The following is a 20,196-nucleotide window of genomic DNA, read 5'->3' as shown; positions in this document are numbered from 1 at the left end:
TATGGGATTGTTGGAGTTTGATAAGCTACCGATCAATACGTTGGTCGGGGCGGATTGGGATACGTTCAGGAAGGTGACGGCCCGGCAGCAGATAGACAAGGGCTTTAAGGGTAAGTATCGCCTTACGACCGGTGTTTGCCGCCTGTTGAGCGCCTTGAAGCCGATCGAGGATAGCCGGTTCAAGAAATTGGCCGATAAGCCGCTGGAGATGGACCCCTTGTTTATCTTGGGGCATTGGCGGAGTGGTACGACCTTTGTACATAACATCTTCGCCTGCGATAAGCATTTCGGTTATACCACGACGTACCAGACGGTATTCCCGCACCTGATGCTCTGGGGGCAGCCTTTCTTCAAGAAGAACATGGCTTTCTTGATGCCGGATAAGCGTCCGACCGATAATATGGAGTTGAAGGTGGATCTTCCGCAAGAGGAGGAGTTCGCCTTGTCGAACATGATGCCTTATACATATTATAATTTCTGGTTCTTCCCGAAACGCTGGATGGAGTATTGCGATCGTTACTTATTGTTTAACGATATCACGGAGGAGGAGCGGCGGATCTTCATGGATACTTTCATGCGTCTGGTTAAGGTTTCCCTCTGGAATACGAACGGTACGCAGTATTTGAGCAAGAACCCACCGCATACGGGGCGTGTGAAGACATTGCTGGAGATGTTCCCGAACGCTAAGTTCATCTACTTGAAGCGAAATCCGTATACGGTATTCGAGAGTACCCGCAGTTTCTTTACGAATACGATCCAGCCATTGCGTTTGCAGGATATCACGAACGAGCAGATCGAGGCGAACTTCATCGAGGTATATCGCCGTCTTTTCTATAAGTACGAGGAAGAGAAGCACCTGATACCGGAAGGCAATCTGGTGGAAGTGAAGTTCGAGGATTTCGAGAAAGACGCTTTCGCCATGACGGAAAATATCTACGGGACATTAAACTTACCCGGCTTTAAGGAGTCTAAGGCGGATATAGAGAAGTATCTGGGCAAGAAGAAGGGCTACAAGAAGAACCAATACAAGTACGAGGATCGTACGGTCCGGCTTGTAGAGGAAAATTGGGGCATGGCCTTGAAGGAATGGGGCTATAGCTTATAAATAAAGGGTTAGATAGGTATTAAATTGATAGAGGGATGGGTTTGAGTTTAAGAAAGAAAGCGTTATTTTTGGCAATCGCTTGTATGCCTCTGTCCGTGGTTCTCGCGGACGGGGATGGGGTGACATCGGAGAATGTGGTGCCCTTCGCTTATGGAGACATGGATAATTGGATTGTCCGTGAGATTCATGAGTCTGGCATTATCGGGGGAAATACGAAATGGCTTTATGAGCTGGGGCCCTCGGATACGATTGTCGGTAATACGGCGTTTCGTAATATGGGCGGTTCTCCGTGGGCTACTTCCAACGTGATGGCGAAAGTGGCGGGAGTGGTGAAAACCAATACGTCTGTTTTCCCGGAGAAACGGGGGGATGGGATGTGCGCCCGCATGGAGACCCGTTATGAGAGCGTGAAGGTTTTCGGTTTGGTGGATATCGAGGTGATCGCCGCCGGCTCCGTTTTCTTGGGTACGGTGCATGAGCCGATCAAGGGAACAAAAAACCCTCAAGCGATGTTACAATCAGGAGTGCCTTTCTCCAAGAAGCCGAAAGCGTTGCGGTTTGATTATAAGGTGAAAGCCGCTCCCGAGAAGAATCGGGTACGTAGTACGGGGTTCAGTCGTAAGAGTACGGTGGCCGGGCAGGATTCCTTGGCGGTGATCTTGTTGTTGCAGAAACGATGGGAAGACGAGGAAGGGAATGTTTATTCCAAGCGGGTCGGTACGATGGTGCAACGCTATACGGAATCTACCCCTGATTGGGTAAATGACGCTACTTACCCGATCCTTTATGGAAATATAACATCCAAGCCCGAATATAAACCGTATATGCGTATACAAGTAGAGGAACGTTATACGTTAAATAGTAAAGGAAAAAGTGTTCCTATCCAAGAGGTAGGCTGGGCGGAGCCGGGCGAGGCACCTACGCATATGGTGTTGCAGTTCACCTCCAGCCACGGAGGGGCCTATATCGGCTCTCCGGGAAATACGTTTTGGATAGACAACGTAGAATTAATATACTAATATGGTCGAAGCAAAGATAAAAGCCCTGCGTGATGAGCTGGAGCGGCATAATTATAATTATTATGTGCTTTCGGCACCGACAATATCAGACTTTGAGTTTGATAAGATGATGAAAGAGTTGCAGGAACTGGAGGCGGCGCATCCCGAGTTCGCCGATCCGGATTCCCCGACTCGGCGAGTGGGGAGCGACCTCTCGAAAGAGTTTGAGCAAGTAGTACATAAATATCCGATGCTTTCGTTGGGTAATACGTACTCCGAGGATGAGATCCGAGATTTTTATGATCGTACGGTCCGCTCCTTGAATGAGCCTTTCGAGATTGTGGCGGAGCTTAAATATGATGGCACTTCTATCTCTTTGACCTATGAGAAAGGACGCTTGACGCGTGCCGTGACCCGTGGCGACGGTACTCGTGGTGATGACGTGACGGCGAATATCAAGACCATCCGTTCGGTTCCATTAAGACTCCGGGGTTCTGATTTTCCGGAGGAGTTCGAGATCCGTGGCGAGGTATTGCTGCCTTGGGCGGAGTTCGATCGCTTGAATAAGGAGCGGGAGGAGCAGGAGGAACCCTTGTTCGCCAATCCTCGCAACGCCGCTTCCGGTACGTTGAAACAGCAGAACCCGGCTATCGTGGCCTCCCGTAAGCTGGATGCTTATTTCTATTATTTATTGGGTGAGAACCTGCCGGCCGAAGGGCATTATGAGAATTTGCAGGCGGCTCGTACATGGGGTTTTAAGATTCCGGACGTGATCCGCAAATGCCAGAGCCTACAGGATATATTCGATTATATCGCTTATTGGGATGTGGAACGTAAGAACCTGCCCGTGGCGACGGATGGAATCGTGTTGAAGGTAAACTCGCTTCGTCAGCAGAGGAACTTAGGTTTTACGTCGAAAAGCCCTCGCTGGGCGATCGCTTATAAGTTTCAGGCGGAGCGTGCCGAGACTCGCTTGAACTCGGTCTCTTTCCAAGTGGGACGGACGGGGACGGTCACTCCGGTGGCGAACCTCGAGCCCGTATTGTTGGCGGGGACGGTGGTGAAGCGGGCTTCCCTGCATAACGCCGATATTATCGAGGGGCTTGACTTGCATATCGGCGACCAAGTGTATGTGGAGAAAGGCGGGGAGATCATCCCGAAGATCGTGGGAGTGAACGTGGAGGCTCGTTCGATGCTGATGGGGGATAAGGTCCGCTTTATCCGTGTGTGTCCGGAGTGCGGGACTCCTTTGGTGCGTCCGGAGGGAGAGGCGGCGCATTACTGTCCGAACGAGTCGGGCTGTCCTCCTCAGATCAAGGGGCGTATAGAGCATTTCGTGACCCGGAAGGCGATGAATATCAATATAGGCCCGGAAACGGTGGAGGATTTGTACAACGCCGGTTATGTAAAAGACTCGGCGGACTTATATACGTTGACGGTTGCCGATTTATTGCGTCTGGAACGGTGGGCGGAGAAGAGCGCCCAGAATCTGATGTCGAGTCTGGAGGAATCCAAGCAAGTTCCTTTTGAGAGAGTCTTGTTCGGTCTGGGGATTCGTTTCGTGGGAGAGACGGTCGCTAAACGCTTGGTCTCGGCTTTCCATTCGATCGAGGCATTGGAGCAGGCGTCCTTAGAGGATTTGGTAGCCGTGGACGAGATCGGCGAGCGGATCGCCCAGAGTGTATTGAGTTATTTCTCGGACGAGAAGAACCGTACGTTGGTGAACCGATTAAAGGAACAGGGCTTGCGGATGGCGGTTTCCGAAGAGCAATTGGCGAACCGTTCCGAGAAGTTGAAAGGATTGACGATCGTGATCAGCGGGACATTTTCCAAGCATTCACGTGACGAGTATAAGGCGATGATTGAGCAACATGGCGGCAAGAATAGCGGCTCCGTCTCGGGGAAGACCGATTATATCCTTGCCGGCGAGAATATGGGACCGGCCAAGCTGGAGAAAGCGGCGAAGCTGGGTGTGAAGATTATCAACGAGGATGCGTTCTTAAATATGCTGGAATAATGTTTACGAATTATTTTATCAAGAAGAAGATACAGGCTTTAGTGTCGGACGCTGGGGGGCGTCCGCGTCGTTCCCTTTCCTTGGATGAGGCACGTTCGCTTTTGGTCTTGTATAATATGGAGGATCACGAGGACGTCATGAGGGCCTTGGAGCCTTTGCGCAAGGCGAAGAAGGACATCAAGACGTGTGTGTATGTGCCGTCCGAAGGAGCGGATATTCCTTTCGACGATTCCAATATTCCTGTACATATAAAGAACGATCTCAACGCGTGGGGATTTCCTTCCGATAGTGTCTTGAAAAAGGTGGGCGCTCTCAAGGCGGATATCTTGATCGATATCACCCGGCCGGGTTGTTATGCCTTGCAATACATCGCTCTCCGGCATCCATCCGCCTTCAAGGTCGGGATTAAGTATCCGGGCCAAGAATGGTACGACTTAGGCTTGAGTGTAACAGATAAGGACGATATTCAGTATTTATTCGGACAGATATTATTTTATTTGCGTTCCATCCGTGCTAAATGATATAATTTCCTTATTTTTGCAGTGCTAAATAACAAAAAGGAATATTTTCCCCATGGCAGACATAAATTTAAAAGGAATGGGTGTGGCGTTGATCACGCCATTCAAGGAAGATGAGAGTGTAGATTACGAGGCGTTAGGCAAGCTGGTGGATTATCAGGTGCAGAACGGTACGGATTATTTGGTAGTGCTGGGAACTACAGCGGAAACCCCTACACTTACGGAAGAAGAAAAGAAAAACATTATAAGCTTGGTAGTGACTCGTGTACGGGGCCGTATCCCTATCGTATTAGGCGTGGGAGGTAATTGTACACGGTCGGTTGTCGAGAAGTTGAAGACCGATAATTTCGAGGGTATCGACGCTATCCTCTCGGTCGTACCTTATTATAATAAGCCTTCCCAAGAAGGGATTTACCAGCATTACAAGGCGATCGCCAACGCTACTCATTTACCGATCGTACTCTATAACGTACCGGGGCGTACGGGTGTGAACATGACGGCCGAGACCACGCTTCGTATCGCCCGTGAGTTCGATAACGTGATCGCCGTGAAAGAGGCTTCCGGCAATATCACCCAGATGGATGATATCATCAAGAACAAGCCGGCCCGTTTCAACGTGATCTCCGGTGACGATGGCATTACTTTCCCTTTAATGACATTAGGTGCGGTGGGAGTGATCTCCGTGATCGGTAACGCCTTCCCTCGTGAGTTTAGCCGTATGGTACGTCTGGCCTTGGCGGGTGATTATGATAGCGCACGTACGATCCATCACAGCTTCACGGAGCTGTTCAGCCTGTTGTTCGTGGATGGAAATCCTGCCGGAGCGAAGAGTATGTTAAATATGATGGGCTTTATCGAGAATAAGCTTCGTTTGCCTTTGGTTCCTACACGTATCGTCACGTATGAGAAGATCCGTGAGGTGTTGCGACAGTTGAGCATTAAGTGCTGATCCGCTTTTAACGGCAACGATTCTTATTATTTATATAGGATAACAAAAGGGGCTTCATGTGTCATAGAGGGCATGTGAAGCCTTTTTCTATTGATATGCTCCAACTCCTCATACCGATACTTCAACCTTGATTTCGGTCACTTCATTATTTTATACGGGGCAGACAAACGCTTACCTTTTATTTTTGTAACTATTCTATTAAATAAATGAAGTGATGTTTAAAGCGATTGTCCATTTTTCTATTCAGAAGAAACTATTCGTTGGGTTGACAACCTTGTTTCTGCTTCTGGGGGGAATCTATGCCATGATGACTTTACCGATAGATGCCGTACCGGATATAACGAACAATCAAGTGCAAATCGTGACGGTATCGCCAACCTTGGCCCCGCAAGAGGTAGAGCAATTGATCACCATGCCTATCGAGATAGCGATGAGTAATATCATGAACGTGGAAGAGATCCGCTCCGTTTCCCGCTTTGGCCTGTCATTGGTAACGGTCGTATTTAAGGAAAGCGTGCCTACCTTAGATGCCCGCCAACTTATAAACGAGCAGATACAAACCGTGGCGGGAGAAATCCCCACGGAACTGGGTACGCCGGAGCTGATGCCTATCACGACCGGCTTGGGCGAGATTTATCAATATGTATTGAGCGTGGAGCCCGGTTATGAGGAGAAATACGACGCCATGGAACTCCGTACCATTCAGGACTGGATCGTGAAACGGCAACTGAGCGGTATACCGGGTATCGTGGAGATCAATAGCTTTGGCGGCTATCTGAAACAGTATGAGGTGGCGGTAGATCCGGATGCCCTTTATTCCTTGAATATTACGATCGGCGAGGTGTTTGAGGCGCTCAACCGGAATAACCAGAATACGGGCGGCAGTTATATCGAGAAAATCAATAAGGCTTACTACATCCGTAGCGAGGGAATGATCGGCAAGATAAAGGACATCGAGCGCATCGTGATCACGAACCGTGGAGGGATACCGATTCATATAAGCGATGTCGGCTCGGTTCGCTTTGGTTCCGCCAAGCGTTTTGGAGCCATGACAAAGGATGGCGAGGGAGAGTGCGTGGGCGGTATCGCCATGATGTTGAAGGGTGCGAACGCCAATGTCGTGACCAAGGAACTGGAGGCACGGGTCGAAAGGGTACAGAAAATGTTGCCGGAAGGTGTTCGTGTAGAACCTTATTTGAATCGTTCCGAATTGGTAGACCGAAATATATCCACCGTGATCCGTAACTTGATAGAGGGAGCGTTGATCGTCTTTATCGTATTGATCATCTTCTTGGGGAATGTGCGGGCCGGCTTGATCGTGGCTTCCGTGATCCCGTTGGCGATGCTTTTCGCTTTTATCTTGATGCGTGTTTTCGGGGTCTCCGCCAACCTGATGAGTTTGGGGGCCATCGATTTCGGTATCGTGGTCGATGGATCGATCGTTATATTGGAGGGGATATTGGCGCATATCTATTCGAGGCGGTTGATGGGGCGTACGCTCTCTGCCGAGGAGATGGACCGTGAGGTCGAGGCCGGAGCCGGTCATGTCGCCCGGAGCGCTACCTTTGCCGTATTGATCATTTTGATCGTCTTCTTCCCGCTACTTACGCTGACCGGGATAGAGGGCAAATATTTTACTCCCATGGCGAAGACCTTGGTGTTTTGTATTATCGGGGCTTTGATCCTTTCGCTCACCTACGTGCCGATGATGGCCTCCCTGTTCCTAAAGCGTACGATCTCTTCGAAGCCTACATTCGCCGATCGTTTCTTCGGGAAATTAAACGGGGTTTACAGGCGTACGCTTCATTTCTGTCTGCGTCATATCTGGGGAACGATCGCTTGTTCTTTCGCGGCTCTGGCTGTGTCTCTTTTCTTATTCACGAGGTTAGGGGCGGAGTTTATCCCTACGCTGGATGAGGGGGATTTCGCCATGCAGATGACGCTTCCCGCCGGTAGTTCCCTGACGCATAGTATCGAGCTATCGAAGCAAGCGGAAGAGACCTTGATGAAGAATTTCCCGGAGATCAAGCATGTGGTAGCCAAGATCGGAACGGCCGAGGTTCCGACCGACCCGATGGCGGTGGAAGACGCGGATATCATGATCGTGATGAAACCTTTCAAGGAATGGACCTCGGCCTCCAGCCGTGCGGAGATGGTGGAGAAGATGAAGGCTTCCTTGGAACCGATTACGGGGGCGGAGTTTAACTTCAGCCAGCCGATCCAGCTTCGCTTCAATGAATTGATGACGGGGGCCAAGGCGGATATCGCGATCAAGCTATATGGAGAGGATATGGCGGAGCTTTATAAGAAGGCGAAGGAAGCTTCTCTTTTCGTGGAGCAAGTACCGGGAGCCGCCGATGTGATCGTGGAGCAGGCGATGGGGCTGCCGCAATTGGTCGTACACTACGACCGTGCCAAGATCGCCCGTTACGGGATGAATATAGAGGAGTTGAACACGATCATCCGTACGGCTTATGCGGGAGAGGCGGCGGGTGTCGTTTTCGAGAATGAGCGACGTTTCGACTTGGTGCTTCGTCTGGATAACGATAAAGTGGCGGATCTGAATTTGGATAAGCTCTTTGTACGGACTGCCGAGGGAATCCAGATCCCGGTTAGCGAGGTCGCTACGATCGAGCTGGTCAACGGGCCTCTACAGATTAACCGGGATGCCACGAAACGCCGTATCGTGATCGGGGTGAATGTCCGTGACGCTGATATCCAGAAAGTCGTGCGTACTATCCAAGAAACCCTTGACAAGCATATCAAGCTGGAACCGGGATACTACTTTGAGTATGGCGGCCAGTTCGAGAACTTGCGGAATGCGATCAATACGCTTACGATCGTGATACCGGTCGCCTTGTCATTGATCTTATTGCTATTGTTCTTTGCCTTTAAGAGTGTTACCTACTCGCTGGTGGTATTTTCTACCGTCCCGTTATCCTTGATCGGGGGTATTCTGGCCCTTTGGTTACGAGGGTTGCCTTTCAGTATATCGGCGGGGGTCGGCTTTATCGCCTTGTTTGGCGTAGCGGTTTTGAATGGTATATTAATGATTAATCATTTTAATAACTTACGAAAACAAACTAAATATCAAATGACAACGAATCGTATCCTCGCGAAAGGATGTCCGCATCTACTTCGCCCCGTATTCTTGACCGGCTTGGTAGCTTCTCTAGGATTCGTGCCGATGGCGATAGCGAAGTCCGCGGGCGCGGAGGTGCAACGTCCGTTAGCGACGGTCGTGATCGGAGGCTTGATTGTCTCCACGATCTTGACGTTGATTATTATCCCGGTATTTTATCGGTTGGTAAATAGCTCGGCCGCTTGGAAGCGCCAACGCTGGTTGAAGCGCCTATTGCCGTTTCTTCTTTTTTTAGGTATCTTATTCCCCACGCATGCCCAACAGACGGTGTCGTTGGAAGAAGCCGTGACGATCGCCTTGGAGAATCATCCTCGCCTGAAGACTGCCACGGCATCCATTGAACGTAGTCGTGCTTCACGGGGAGAGAGCTGGGAGGTGTCACCGACCACCTTTAATTATTCATGGGGACAGATCAACGGTGAGACACGAAACGACAATCAGATGGAGATCACGCAATCCTTGGGCTCTCTATTGACCCCATTTTATAAGAACGCCTTGGTGAACCGTCAAGTCGCCACGGGAGAATATTACCGGGACTTGGTGAAGAAGGAGATTACGGCCGAGGTAAAACGGGCATGGGCTTATTATCAATATGCCTTTCATCTATGTGCCTTGTATAAAGAGCAGATCGAGTGGGCCGGACGTTTGCGAAAGGCAAGTCAGTTGCGTTATGAGCAAGGGGATATCACGCTATTGGAGCGGAATATGTCATCTACCTTGGTCGCCGATCTACAGACCCGTTTGTCGCAGGCGGAGGAGGAGTTGCAATTGGCTGCCCGTCGTTTCTCATGGACTTGTTATTCGGATTCCCTATTGCTGCCTATGGATACGACATTGGTTTTATTCCCCGCTCGCATAGCCGAGATCGCTCCGTCTGATATCCATCTGAATTATTTCGGGAGCGTGGCCGATGAGAAGAAAGCCATGCTTCGTATCGAACGGAGCCGTTTCTTCCCGGAACTATCGGTAGGATATGTGCGTCAGAAAATAGCCCCGTTGAGCGGTCTGGACTCTTGGATGGTCGGGATCTCGTTCCCGGTATTGTTCTTCCCGCAGCATAGCCGGGTAAGGCAAGCGAAGATCGATTCCTATATCGCCCGCACGGAAGTGGAGAGTAACATCCGTCAATTGAACAATAAGGTGGAGGAGTTGAGCGTCGCGCTTCGTAAGGAAGGAGAGCATATCCGCTATTATACGACCGGCGCTTTACCGGAAGCGGATGCTTTGTTGAAGAGCGCGACGGTACAGTTCAAAGAGAGCGAGACAGATATCACGCAGTTTGTTCAAAGCCTGAACGCCGCCCGGGAGATCCGGCGGGGATATATCGAGGCCGTATATGCCTATAATATATCGGCGCTTGAGTTGGAGTTGTATAGTAGATAACCAGAAAAATAATATAAGATGAAAAAGATATGGATTCCTGCGGCTCTTATGGCATTGGCCGCATGCAGTATGACAAACAATGCGGAGAAAGGACAGGGCGATTCGCAAGACATAACTGCCCGGCCCGCTATTACTCAAGTAGCAGAAAACGTACCGTCCGAACCATCCGTGGATAGCGTAGAGGTGGATGGGATTTCCTCGGCAACGGCCCTTCCGAATCACTCCTCTTTCAACGGGATCATGGTAGTTCCCCCGCAGCGGCAGGCTACGGTTACGTTGACGATGGGAGGCACGGTTCATGCTACTACGTTGCTTCCGGGCGATTATGTGAAGAAGGGCTCCGTGGTCGTCAGCTTGGAGAATCCGGATTTTATCACGTTGCAACAGACCTATTTGGATGCCCATGCCCAAACGGAATACTTAGAGGCTGAGTATAAAAGGCAACAGCGTTTGAGCGAGCAAGAAGCGGCCTCGCAAAAACGTTTCCAGCAAAGCAAGGCGGATTATCTTTCCATGAAGAGCCGTCAAGATGCCGCCGCCGCGCAACTTGCTATCCTAGGTGTCTCCGCCGGCGATCTTCTGGAAGACGGTATCCAACCTTATTTGGAGGTAAAAGCGCCATTAAGCGGTTATGTCGCCGGACTGTCCATTAATCTCGGTAAATACGTGAACGCGGGCGAACCGATCTGTGATGTGATCGATAAAGGCGAGACTCTCCTTTGCCTGACCGCTTATGAGAAGGATTTAGCGGACTTATCCATTGGGAACCAAGTACAGTTCCGGGTGAATGGAATGGGGAAGGAGACCTTCCATGCGGTCTTGATCTCGATCGGACAGGAGGTGGACGAGACGAGCCGTTCCTTGGAAATGTACGCTCGGGTGAAAGAGACGAATCCCCGTTTTCGTCCCGGTATGTATGTTTCCGCACGGGTAGAGAAGAAATGACTATCTTTGCCTTCATGAAGAAAATGAATATAAAGAATAAATATGTGTTCTCGTTGGTCATCATATCGATCATGGTGGCCTTCTTGATCCATTTCCCGGAATTGGTGTCGTTGTTTGACGTTACCGGGCAGAACGCTCTTTTCCCGGATATGTCGGTATTGGATGTAGCGAATGAGGTCTTTTTCACCTTCGTGTCCCTCTTGCTGCTATTTGCGATGAACACGTATGTCTTTGGTTTCAATCGGCAGAAAGCGCGTATCTCTTGGCAGAAGGTCCTTCTCTCGTTCGTAATGACTTGGTGCGTGAATAATTTATTAGGAAAAGGTTTCGTGTTCTTGCACCATCAGTTTGATATTCCGGCGATCGACGCCTTGGTACATCATTATCTGCATCCGTTGAGGGATTTTATCATGTCGTGTGTCGTTACGGGTAGTTGCTATATGATTTACCTGATTCGTCAAAGCCAGCAAGTACAGGTCGAGAACCAGCAATTGCGGGCGGAGAATCTATTGAACCAATATGAGGCGTTGAAGAGTCAGCTTAATCCTCATATGTTATTTAATTCCTTAAATACGCTCCGTTCCTTGATCCGGGAGACTCCCGGGAAGGCACAAGAATATTTGCAGGAGTTATCCCGTGTCTTACGTTATACCTTGCAAGAGAATGAGTGCCGTAGTGTTACTTTACGGGAGGAGATGGATTTCGTGAACGCTTATATCTTCCTTTTGAAAATGCGCTATGAGGATAATCTGGTCTTCGATATAGACTTAGGGAAGGAGCACGAGTCTAAGCAACTGCCTCCTATGTCGGTGCAGCTTTTGATCGAGAACGCCGTGAAGCATAACGAGATTAGCAACCGCCATTCATTGACCATATCCGTTCGTTCGGACCATGATTCCTTGACGGTTAGCAATCCCATCCAACCGAAATTGACACATAGCGGAGGCACCGGTATTGGCTTGGTGAACCTGAGTAAACGTTATAACCTCTTGTATAAGAAAGATATTTCCATAAAAGAAGATGCTAGTATATTCAGCGTAACAATCCCTTTGGTATGAAAGCTTTGATAATAGAAGACGAGAAAGCGGCTGTCCGTAATTTGATGGCATTGCTGGGAGAGGTTGATCCGGATATCGAGGTGATCGATGTCCTAGATAGTATTACGGATAGTGTCGAATGGTTTCAATCGCATCCAATGCCGGAACTTATCTTTCTGGATATCCATTTGGCGGATGGTTCGGCCTTTGAGATCTTCGGTCATGTAGATATCTCTTGCCCGGTCATTTTCACGACAGCCTATGATGAATATGCGCTGAAAGCGTTTAAAGTGAATAGCGTAGATTATCTGCTGAAACCGATCGATGCGGATGATATACGGAAAGCTTTGGATAAGCTGTCACGGTTACAATCGACGGCTGTGGAGAAAGAAGCGATCGATTATTCCGCTGTCATGCAAGCCTTGAAGCGGGTGGAAGGATATAAAACGCATTTCTTAATCCCTATGAAAGGGGATAAGCTGCTACCTGTTTCCGTGGATATGATCTTATTTTTCTATATAGCGGACGGAAATGTAAAGGCGGTGATGACGGACGGGAAAGAATACCTTTTCACGCAGACCTTGGATGAGCTCGCCGATAGCCTTGATCCCGCCTTATTCTTCCGGATCAATCGTCAATATTTGATATCCAGAAAGGCGGTGCAAGATATCGATCTCTGGTTTAACGGACGCCTTGCGATCAATTTGATCGTACCGACCTTGGAGCGTATATTGGTTAGCAAGGCGAGAGTGCCGGATTTCAAGACGTGGTTTACGTCATGATGGATTATCAAGAGGGTTGTAGGGGTGGAGTACGATGAACCGGGCTCCATGCTTATACGTCGGGTCTAATTGAATGGAGCCACCTAAATGCTCGATAATCGTTTGGCTGATGGATAACCCTAAGCCTGTACCCTGCGCGTATTCATCTACCTTTTCGAAACGCTCGAATATGACTTTCTGCTTATCCTCCGGTATTCCACATCCGGTATCGGTTACGGTGATACGTACATGCTGTTTGTCCTCATCTATTTGATAAGATAGGTTAATCTCTCCTTCTTTCGTGAACTTGCAGGCATTGGTCAATAAGTTTATCAATAATTGTTGGAGACGTATCGAATCTGTCTGAATATGTAAGGGGTCTTCAGAAGGTGTATAGGTCAATTGAACACCCGGAAAGACCCGGTGCTCTACACTTGCCAAAGCGTTCCGGCAACAATCCGATAAGTTTGTCTTCTCTATAATGAACTTCATATTCCCGGATTCTAGGCGAGAAAGGTCAAGAATATCATTTATCAGATTAAGTAATAAATAAGAGTTATTGTTGATAATGGAGAAAAACTCTTTCTTTTCGCCAGCGGAAATAGATTCATCGGATATTAATTCCGAAAAGCCGACAATTGCGTTAAGCGGCGTACGGATCTCATGGCTGATATTGGCGATAAACGTGCTTTTCATCTGGTTGGCGTGTTCCGCTATCTCTTTGGCTGTACGAAGTTGACGCTCGGACTCTACTAAGGCTTCCTTGTCTTTCATAAGTTCTCGTTGGTAGCGGCGTGCGGAGCGATAGGACTTGTATACGATGTATAGCATCACTAAAAGAACGATCGATACTACGAGTAGAATAATCATTAACAACCTTTGGGTATGCAGTTGTTGTTCACGTAGCTGTAGCTCGTATGCCTGCATCTCTTGATTGTTTAGATCATGTAATGTCCGGAGCTGATTGATCTGCCGGTTGAAGGCCTCGTCATGCAACATCTTGGTATGTTCTACAACTTCTCTACTAAATGCGAGCGCTTCTTTATAACGTCCCAATGCTTCGAGTATCTCGACTTTCAGCTCCGAGGTTCGTATATCTTCTTCTGTTAATTTATTTGTGTCTATGATATTCAGCGCCTTTCCATACTTACCTATTAAATAGTAATACTTGGCGAAAACGAAGTTGTAGCAGAATTCCGTATAATCATCTCCGGTTTTCTCTACGATCGGTGTCGCCTTCAACAAGGTCTCCAATGCTTTCTTGGGCTTGTCTTGAAGGACATACATATCCGCATAAAAAACATACATTAGCGCACGGCAACGATCCACGGGGAATGCGGTGCCTTGTTCTTCATTCTCTCTTTCCCTATCTTGGATCATTTCATCGTAACGGGTTAATAATTCCTCGGCCTCGGTGAAATGGTCGGTTCGTAGATAAGATTCGATGAGGTTTCCCATGTATTGCATCTCGAATCTCGGATTGTCACCTCGTTTCTGTAATAAATCGAGACCTTCCCGATAAGCTACTATCGCGTCACTATCCCGATGTATTTCTTGATAGATTAAACCTAAGTTCTCATTGCAACAAATCAATCCATATTCACTCTTTGTATCACGGGCATAGTTGTATAGGCTGATCGCCCCGTTCATCGCTAACTCATAATTGCCGTCCCATAGATCCATTTGGCAAATAAATCCTCGCGCATCGAATAATGCGTCCGGAACCTCATTCTTGGCCGCGGCCAATGAATCTATCTTATGCGACCAGTAAATCAGGCTATCCCTGTTTTGTATATTGTAATAATGGCGGGATAAGTTGGCCCATGCGTAATATAAGGAAGCATGACCTTTCGAAGTGGAGCTTGCCACATCTGCCATTTTGTTTAGGTAAACAATCTCCTTGGGCATTTGCCTGTACATTGTCGCTAAATCCTTATATAACTCGATCTGTTCATTTATGGCTGGCGAGGACTTTAATAGGGATAAAAGGCTGTCTTCCCTTTGTTGGGTAGTATAGGTGTTTTCCCCTAAAGAAAACATTGGGATCATTAAATAGATAAATAATACTAAATAGGTATTTCTCATGATATTGTATGATGTTCAATACAAAAATACATTTTAATATTAAATATCAAGCGTATGTTATGGAATTTTAGAGGTCTGCCTTATAGTTTCTTTTTCAAAGTGAAGAAAAAAGTAACCCCTTTTCCCGGACTGCTCTTCGCCGATATTTGTCCTTTATGGAAATTAACCCCGTTTTTAACGATGGATAATCCTAATCCGGTTCCTCCGATCTTACGACTGCGTCCCTTGTCTACCCGGTAGAAGCGCTCGAATATGCGATTGATATGTTCTTCCGGGATACCCACTCCATTATCGGAGAAGCTAAAGTAATAATATTTAGGATCTTCTTTATAGCAGTTGACGGTAATCCTTATGTTTTCTCCCGCATAAGCGATCGCGTTGTCATATAGATTCCGGAATATGGAATAGAGTAGGGAGTTATTCCCGAACACGGTCGGATCTCCCGGGAGGATAATTTCCGACGTGATGTGTTTTTCTTCCATATCTTGGGAGCATTCTTTTTGTATCTCGGCGATAAGCTTCGTGATATTTACTTCCGTGAGGTCGAACATCTCGGATGCCTCGTCAAGTCTGTTTAATACGGAAATATCTCGTAATAATCCTGTAAGGCGGGTACTTTGGGAATAACAACGTTCCAAGAAAAATTGACGTTTGTCCGGACTCAAATCTGGGTTGGATAGGATTGTTTCCAAATACCCTTGAATGCTGCTGACCGGTGTTTTCAGCTCGTGAGAGACGTTCTGCGTAAGCTGTCGTTTCATCCGGCTTTCTTCTTCTTGACGGGATATATCATTAATAGAGATCTCATAACTATTATCGAGGAATAAAATACATTCGATCAAGAATATTTTACCGTTCTTGTCAATAGTCACGGACTCTCTTAATACTTTCTTTTTCCGATTCAGATTCCGGATATTCTTATTCAAGAAGGTACGGATTGGTTCTAATTCGGCTATATCAGTAACGTCTTCCACTTGGTGGATCTGGGTGTCGGATATGACATTTATGAATTGAATGAATAGGATGTTAGAAAGAATCTCCCGCCCTTCACTTGTAAACATAGCGAAGCCTTCCTTGGAATATTGGAAATGTTTGATAAGCTTTTCCCGTTCCATGGATAACTCGTTTTTCGCTTTCTGTTGCCGATGGTATAAGGTTACGATATTCTGTGAGATATCACCTAGTTCATCATTCGGGAAAACATAATCGACCGCAGGCATTCGATCTTTCTCTACGTTTAAGGCGAAATCCCTTAGTTTGGATATCGTTTTACCTATGCTGAAAGTAAAACGGGAAAGGACAAAGAAGAAAATCAAGGTCATCAATGCCATGAAATAAATGAAGTCCTTGTTTACCGTCAATATCCCTCTTACATATGGATCATAGGGCAGGGCTGAGCGGTAAATATAACCTCCTATATTCGATGCCGAATAGAAATACCTTTTTCCCGTAGATTCCGAGGAACGGATAGCGAACCCTTCATTATATAATCGGGCTTTGCGTACCTCGCTTCGATCGTTATGATTATTGAACTCATCCGTCCCGCTATTATCAAATAATACGTCGCCGGACGGATCTATAATGGTTACCCGCAAATCCTTTTGAGGGATGTCGTCCATGAAACTTATTACGGTCTGGTTGATGTCCGTACTTTGTTGGCATTTGCGGAATAATTGGTAATTATAGTTACTCAACACATTGTTCAACTTTTCTTGCGCGAACTCCCTTTCCCGCTGATATTGGAATAGCAGGAAACAGACCGTAAAGCCCAAGAACATAAAAAAGACCGACCAGAAAAGCCGTTGGCTAAACGGTATCCGGTGCCTTTTCTCACCATCTATCTTTACCATGATTCACGACAATATTAGCATTCAAAACAATAACCGAAACCTAAGCGAGTTACGATGTTCTTTCCATAAGGACCTATTTTCTTACGTAACCGGGTGATGTTGACATCGATGGTACGGTCTAGAACATATACCTCGTCTTTCCAGATGCGAGACAGTATTTCCTCTCTGGAGAAGACGTTCCCTTTATTTTCCAATAGAAGTTTTAGTATCTCAAACTCTTTTTTGGTCAATGGAACTTCCACCCCGTCTACCGTAGCCTTGATGCGTTTCGTATCAAGAGCTAATGTCTCATACTCGAGTTTCTCAATCTCTTTATCTTTTGATTTCTCGGAAGTTCTTCTTAGTACGGCCTTAACACGCGCTATCACTTGGCGGATGGAGAAAGGCTTGGAGATATAGTCGTCCGCCCCGAGATTGAACCCTGTGAGCATATCGTTCTCCGTATCTTTGGCCGTGAGGAAGATGATAGGGGTATTGGCCGTCTTCTCATCTTGTCGCAGGATACGTGCCATCTTGAAACCGGAGATTTCTCCCATCATGACATCCAACAACAATAAATTGTAAACGGTCAGATCCTTTTTCAATGCCTCTTCCGCACTATAGGCGGTATCTACTTCATAACCTTCTATTTCTAAGTTGAATTTAAGGATCTCACACAAATCCTCTTCATCATCCACTACAAGAATACGAGTTGTTGCCATAAGCTGTTCTGTTTTTAAAAGAGTGCCTTACGGCTCTCCATATACAAATATAATTATTTTTGGCAAAGAACGGATATTCTTATTTCGGAGAAATGAAATATATGTTACATTGCTGTTAAGATCGCTCATATGACATTTCTGCCGCAGGATATGTGTTAGTATAATAGATCATTAGGGATGCTACTTCCTATAATAATTATAATCCGTGACAAAACCCTCGCAAAGCCAGTTGGCCAAGGCTTGCCGATTGTTGCTGAGGATGATCCGTTGTTGGTCGTATTGGTTTTGTATGTTGCCCAATTCGACGAATACGGAGGTCGGGGTCGTGTGACGTAATACATATAAGTTACGATCGTCTACCGTGCCCGAGAATCCCCGGCCCGGCTGGTGGCGGTTGTATTTGCGCGAGAAAGTGGATTTCATCGTTTTAGCCAAGCGCTTGCTCGCTTGATCCTTGGGCTTATGATAGAAAAAGACATCGGTCCTTTGATGCCGGCTCCGGCTGTCCACATGGATGAATATCGCTCTCTTATAAGTTTCTTTATCTTTCCGGCTCAAGCTGTTTATCTTGGCGCAACGCTGATCCAGACGGCTTACTTGGCTGAGGGGGATCGGACTACCCATACAAGTTTCCCGTTTGCTGTTATTGAGGAATTGCTGGTCACGTATTCCGTCCTTTGCGTCTTGGATGATAATATGTACCTTTGCGCCTCGCGTTAAAAGATTGCGTGCCAGACGTAGCATGATGTCGTAAGCGTATTCATCCTCATGCAATTCATGGGAGCCCATTTTACCGATCGCTCCGGGGTCCGGACCGCCATGACCGCTGACCAGATAAAAGCAAGCTCCCTTTAAATCGGAAGAGGTTACTTTGTAACTGGCTAGCGACTTGCCGAATAGGGGCTGATAATTCTTCTTCTGAGGGGCGGAGGCGAGCGGAGGCAAGGTATATTTTACGCCCATGCGCAGAGTGTTATTTTTACCCAACTTCCCTTTATTAAGCTCGATAAACTCTTTCTGATACGTCCCGCCGGTACGGTTGAAGCGTTTGAGAAAAAGAGTGATGCCCTCTCCGTTTTTCGGATACGCCTTTTCTTGGGCAGTCAAGGAACCTGTATATACGAGAGCGATAATAAAGAAGAAAATACGGATACTATGTTTCACAGACATCTTAAAAATTGATTCTACGCCGTAAAGATAATTAAATCAACCTATAGTCAAAAACGATAATTTATAAAAAGAATCAATCAACCCATAAATGAGAGGGAGGATATCCTATTATAAATTTCTTTGGTTAATTGAATATCATAGGATGCGTCATGCAATTTAGCGGAATCTATTTGTATGCCTAAAGCCCTTGCCACTGTTTCCTGCTTGAAATCTGTCATCTCATGCCGTTTGCGCATCAAATGCTGGGTAGACAATACCATTACGTCGATCGAGTTCACCCAGAACCATGAGTAGAAATAATTATCTCCGTTCTGTACGAAGAAGGCTTTCAAGAAGTGATTATCGAAAGAGGCGTTGTTGTATCCTACGAGAAAGAACTTGTCTTTTTTATCAAACTTGTCCACGTATTTGGACAGCATGTTCACGAATTTAACGTACACCTCTCGCATGGGAGGATAAGCTTGTATCTGTTCCTTGGACACGTTGCAAATGCGAAGCGCTTCTTCCTCTATCTCACATTGGGGATGTGGGCAGACATTGAAATTAAAAGATTCCTTCGTAACCCCATCAATTACGATCTCCCCACTTATTTGGTGGACGCCATTTCTCCAGTATTTTATGCCGGTAGTCTCTAAATCAAAAAAAAGTAGTTTCATAAATGCTTTTTGGTATAGGATGCAAAAGTAAGTTTTTTTATTCTTAAATGAGAGGATCTATAAGGTTTTCTCCGTTTATTTTATTATCTTTGCGAAAGTTTGAGTCTAGAATCATTATCGACATAGTTCTTCTTTTTATATTATTATTAAGCGGATCTCTCCTTTAATCATCAATTCTCACGCTAAGTTAGTATAAACAACGCTTCACGGAACGTGAGGCCCTAGTATAAATTAAAATCGACTGTATGGCAAAATACGCATCATTTGGTAAACGTGAAAACGAGAAAAAGAAACAAGCCCGCCGAGTAGAGAAACAGAACAGGAAAGAGGAAAGAAAATCATCCGGTAAGGCGACTAGCTTTGAGGATATGATCGCTTATGTGGATGAAAATGGGATGATCACCTCTGTCCCTCCCGAACTTCGTCAAAAAGAAGAGATAAATCAGGAAGATATCTTGATCTCGACTCCTAAGAAAGAGGATGTGGCTCCCGTTATCTTAAGGGGCAGGGTAGACTATTTTAATGAGGCAAAAGGGTTCGGGTTTATCCGTGACTTGTCGGGGACGGAAAAGTATTTCTTTCACGTGAACAATGTTGTGGATGATATCTCCGTGAACGATATCGTGACGTTCGACCTTGAACGTGGCGACAGAGGCTTAAGTGCCGTGAATGTTTGTCTTGAAAATAAATAATAATACTTACCTTTGCGGCCGAAACAATTAATAAAAATATAATATGTCTGTCGCAAAAGTAGATGATAATAGAAAGGTGACCACACATCGCTTGATAGAGATGAAGCAGCGTGGCGAGAAAATATCCATGCTTACCGCCTATGATTATTCGATGGCGAAATTGATCGATCAAGCAGGAATTGATGTG

16 protein-coding genes are annotated in these 20,196 nt (G+C 46.7%); 11 read left to right on the top strand and 5 right to left on the bottom strand.

What is annotated here, in order from left to right; genetic code table 11:
- Position 1 precedes the first annotated feature (1 nt).
- The 9 genes from QVP94_RS03430 to QVP94_RS03390 all read left to right on the top strand — a co-directional run bounded on the left by QVP94_RS03430 (position 2) and on the right by QVP94_RS03390 (position 12,876).
- A complete protein-coding gene (locus QVP94_RS03430; protein WP_022191973.1) occupies positions 2–1,105 on the top strand; it encodes a cholesterol-responsive sulfotransferase in 1,104 nt (367 codons plus the stop codon).
- Between the two features lie 35 nt (positions 1,106–1,140).
- Positions 1,141–2,124 carry a PCMD domain-containing protein gene (locus QVP94_RS03425; protein ID WP_005857426.1) on the top strand — a complete coding sequence of 328 codons (984 nt, stop codon included), beginning with the start codon at positions 1,141–1,143 and terminating at the stop codon, positions 2,122–2,124.
- A gap of 1 nt (position 2,125) precedes the next feature.
- A complete protein-coding gene (gene ligA, locus QVP94_RS03420) occupies positions 2,126–4,120 on the top strand; it encodes an NAD-dependent DNA ligase LigA (RefSeq protein WP_022191972.1) in 1,995 nt (664 codons plus the stop codon).
- Positions 4,120–4,641, top strand: coding sequence for a DUF6913 domain-containing protein (locus tag QVP94_RS03415; RefSeq protein WP_022191971.1), 522 nt, complete (start codon positions 4,120–4,122; stop codon positions 4,639–4,641). The genes ligA and QVP94_RS03415 overlap by 1 nt, the downstream gene beginning before the upstream one ends.
- Before the next feature lie 52 nt (positions 4,642–4,693).
- On the top strand, positions 4,694–5,587 hold the full coding sequence (gene dapA / locus QVP94_RS03410) for a 4-hydroxy-tetrahydrodipicolinate synthase (protein WP_005857419.1): 894 nt from the start codon (positions 4,694–4,696) through the stop codon (positions 5,585–5,587).
- A gap of 214 nt (positions 5,588–5,801) precedes the next feature.
- Complete coding sequence (locus QVP94_RS03405) at positions 5,802–10,112, top strand: CusA/CzcA family heavy metal efflux RND transporter (RefSeq protein ID WP_022191970.1); 4,311 nt, start codon at positions 5,802–5,804, stop codon at positions 10,110–10,112.
- Positions 10,113–10,130: 18 nt separating this feature from the next.
- Positions 10,131–11,057, top strand: coding sequence for an efflux RND transporter periplasmic adaptor subunit (locus QVP94_RS03400; protein ID WP_011966172.1), 927 nt, complete (start codon positions 10,131–10,133; stop codon positions 11,055–11,057).
- Positions 11,054–12,115, top strand: a complete 1,062-nt coding sequence (locus tag QVP94_RS03395; protein ID WP_008772336.1) for a sensor histidine kinase — start codon at positions 11,054–11,056, stop codon at positions 12,113–12,115. Before QVP94_RS03400 ends, QVP94_RS03395 begins: the two co-directional genes overlap by 4 nt.
- On the top strand, positions 12,112–12,876 hold the full coding sequence (locus QVP94_RS03390; RefSeq protein ID WP_008772335.1) for a LytR/AlgR family response regulator transcription factor: 765 nt from the start codon (positions 12,112–12,114) through the stop codon (positions 12,874–12,876). The genes QVP94_RS03395 and QVP94_RS03390 overlap by 4 nt, the downstream gene beginning before the upstream one ends.
- Here the strand turns inward: QVP94_RS03390 and QVP94_RS03385 are convergent.
- The 5 genes from QVP94_RS03385 to QVP94_RS03365 all read right to left on the bottom strand — a co-directional run bounded on the left by QVP94_RS03385 (position 12,871) and on the right by QVP94_RS03365 (position 19,317).
- On the bottom strand, positions 12,871–14,940 hold the full coding sequence (locus QVP94_RS03385; RefSeq protein WP_022191969.1) for an ATP-binding protein: 2,070 nt from the start codon (positions 14,938–14,940) through the stop codon (positions 12,871–12,873). The genes QVP94_RS03390 and QVP94_RS03385 overlap by 6 nt on opposite strands.
- An 80-nt stretch (positions 14,941–15,020) precedes the next feature.
- Positions 15,021–16,790 (bottom strand): two-component system sensor histidine kinase PhoR, encoded by a 1,770-nt coding sequence (gene phoR, locus QVP94_RS03380; RefSeq protein ID WP_022191968.1) that lies wholly within the window; start codon positions 16,788–16,790, stop codon positions 15,021–15,023.
- Between the two features lie 14 nt (positions 16,791–16,804).
- A complete protein-coding gene (gene phoB / locus QVP94_RS03375; RefSeq protein ID WP_005862778.1) occupies positions 16,805–17,491 on the bottom strand; it encodes a two-component system response regulator PhoB in 687 nt (228 codons plus the stop codon).
- A gap of 180 nt (positions 17,492–17,671) precedes the next feature.
- On the bottom strand, positions 17,672–18,661 hold the full coding sequence (locus QVP94_RS03370; protein ID WP_008779768.1) for an N-acetylmuramoyl-L-alanine amidase: 990 nt from the start codon (positions 18,659–18,661) through the stop codon (positions 17,672–17,674).
- 77 nt (positions 18,662–18,738) lie between these two features.
- The gene (locus QVP94_RS03365) at positions 18,739–19,317 is read right to left on the bottom strand and encodes a 3'-5' exonuclease (protein ID WP_005857406.1); all 579 of its coding nucleotides are present in this window, start codon (positions 19,315–19,317) and stop codon (positions 18,739–18,741) included.
- Between the two features lie 245 nt (positions 19,318–19,562).
- Here QVP94_RS03365 and QVP94_RS03360 point away from each other — a divergent pair, with 245 nt between their 5' ends.
- Together QVP94_RS03360 and QVP94_RS03355 are read left to right on the top strand one after the other, a co-directional pair.
- Entirely contained in the window at positions 19,563–20,009 is a 447-nt protein-coding gene (locus QVP94_RS03360; protein WP_005857403.1) for a cold-shock protein, read from the top strand.
- 43 nt (positions 20,010–20,052) lie between these two features.
- A partial coding sequence (locus QVP94_RS03355) for a 3-methyl-2-oxobutanoate hydroxymethyltransferase (protein ID WP_288213167.1) occupies positions 20,053–20,196 on the top strand: 144 nt, incomplete at its 3' end.

Origin of the sequence: Parabacteroides sp. CAG:2, from assembly GCF_000436315.1 — a bacterium.
Taxonomy (GTDB): domain Bacteria; phylum Bacteroidota; class Bacteroidia; order Bacteroidales; family Tannerellaceae; genus Parabacteroides; species Parabacteroides distasonis.
This window is presented reverse-complemented; position numbering and strand designations above follow the sequence as displayed.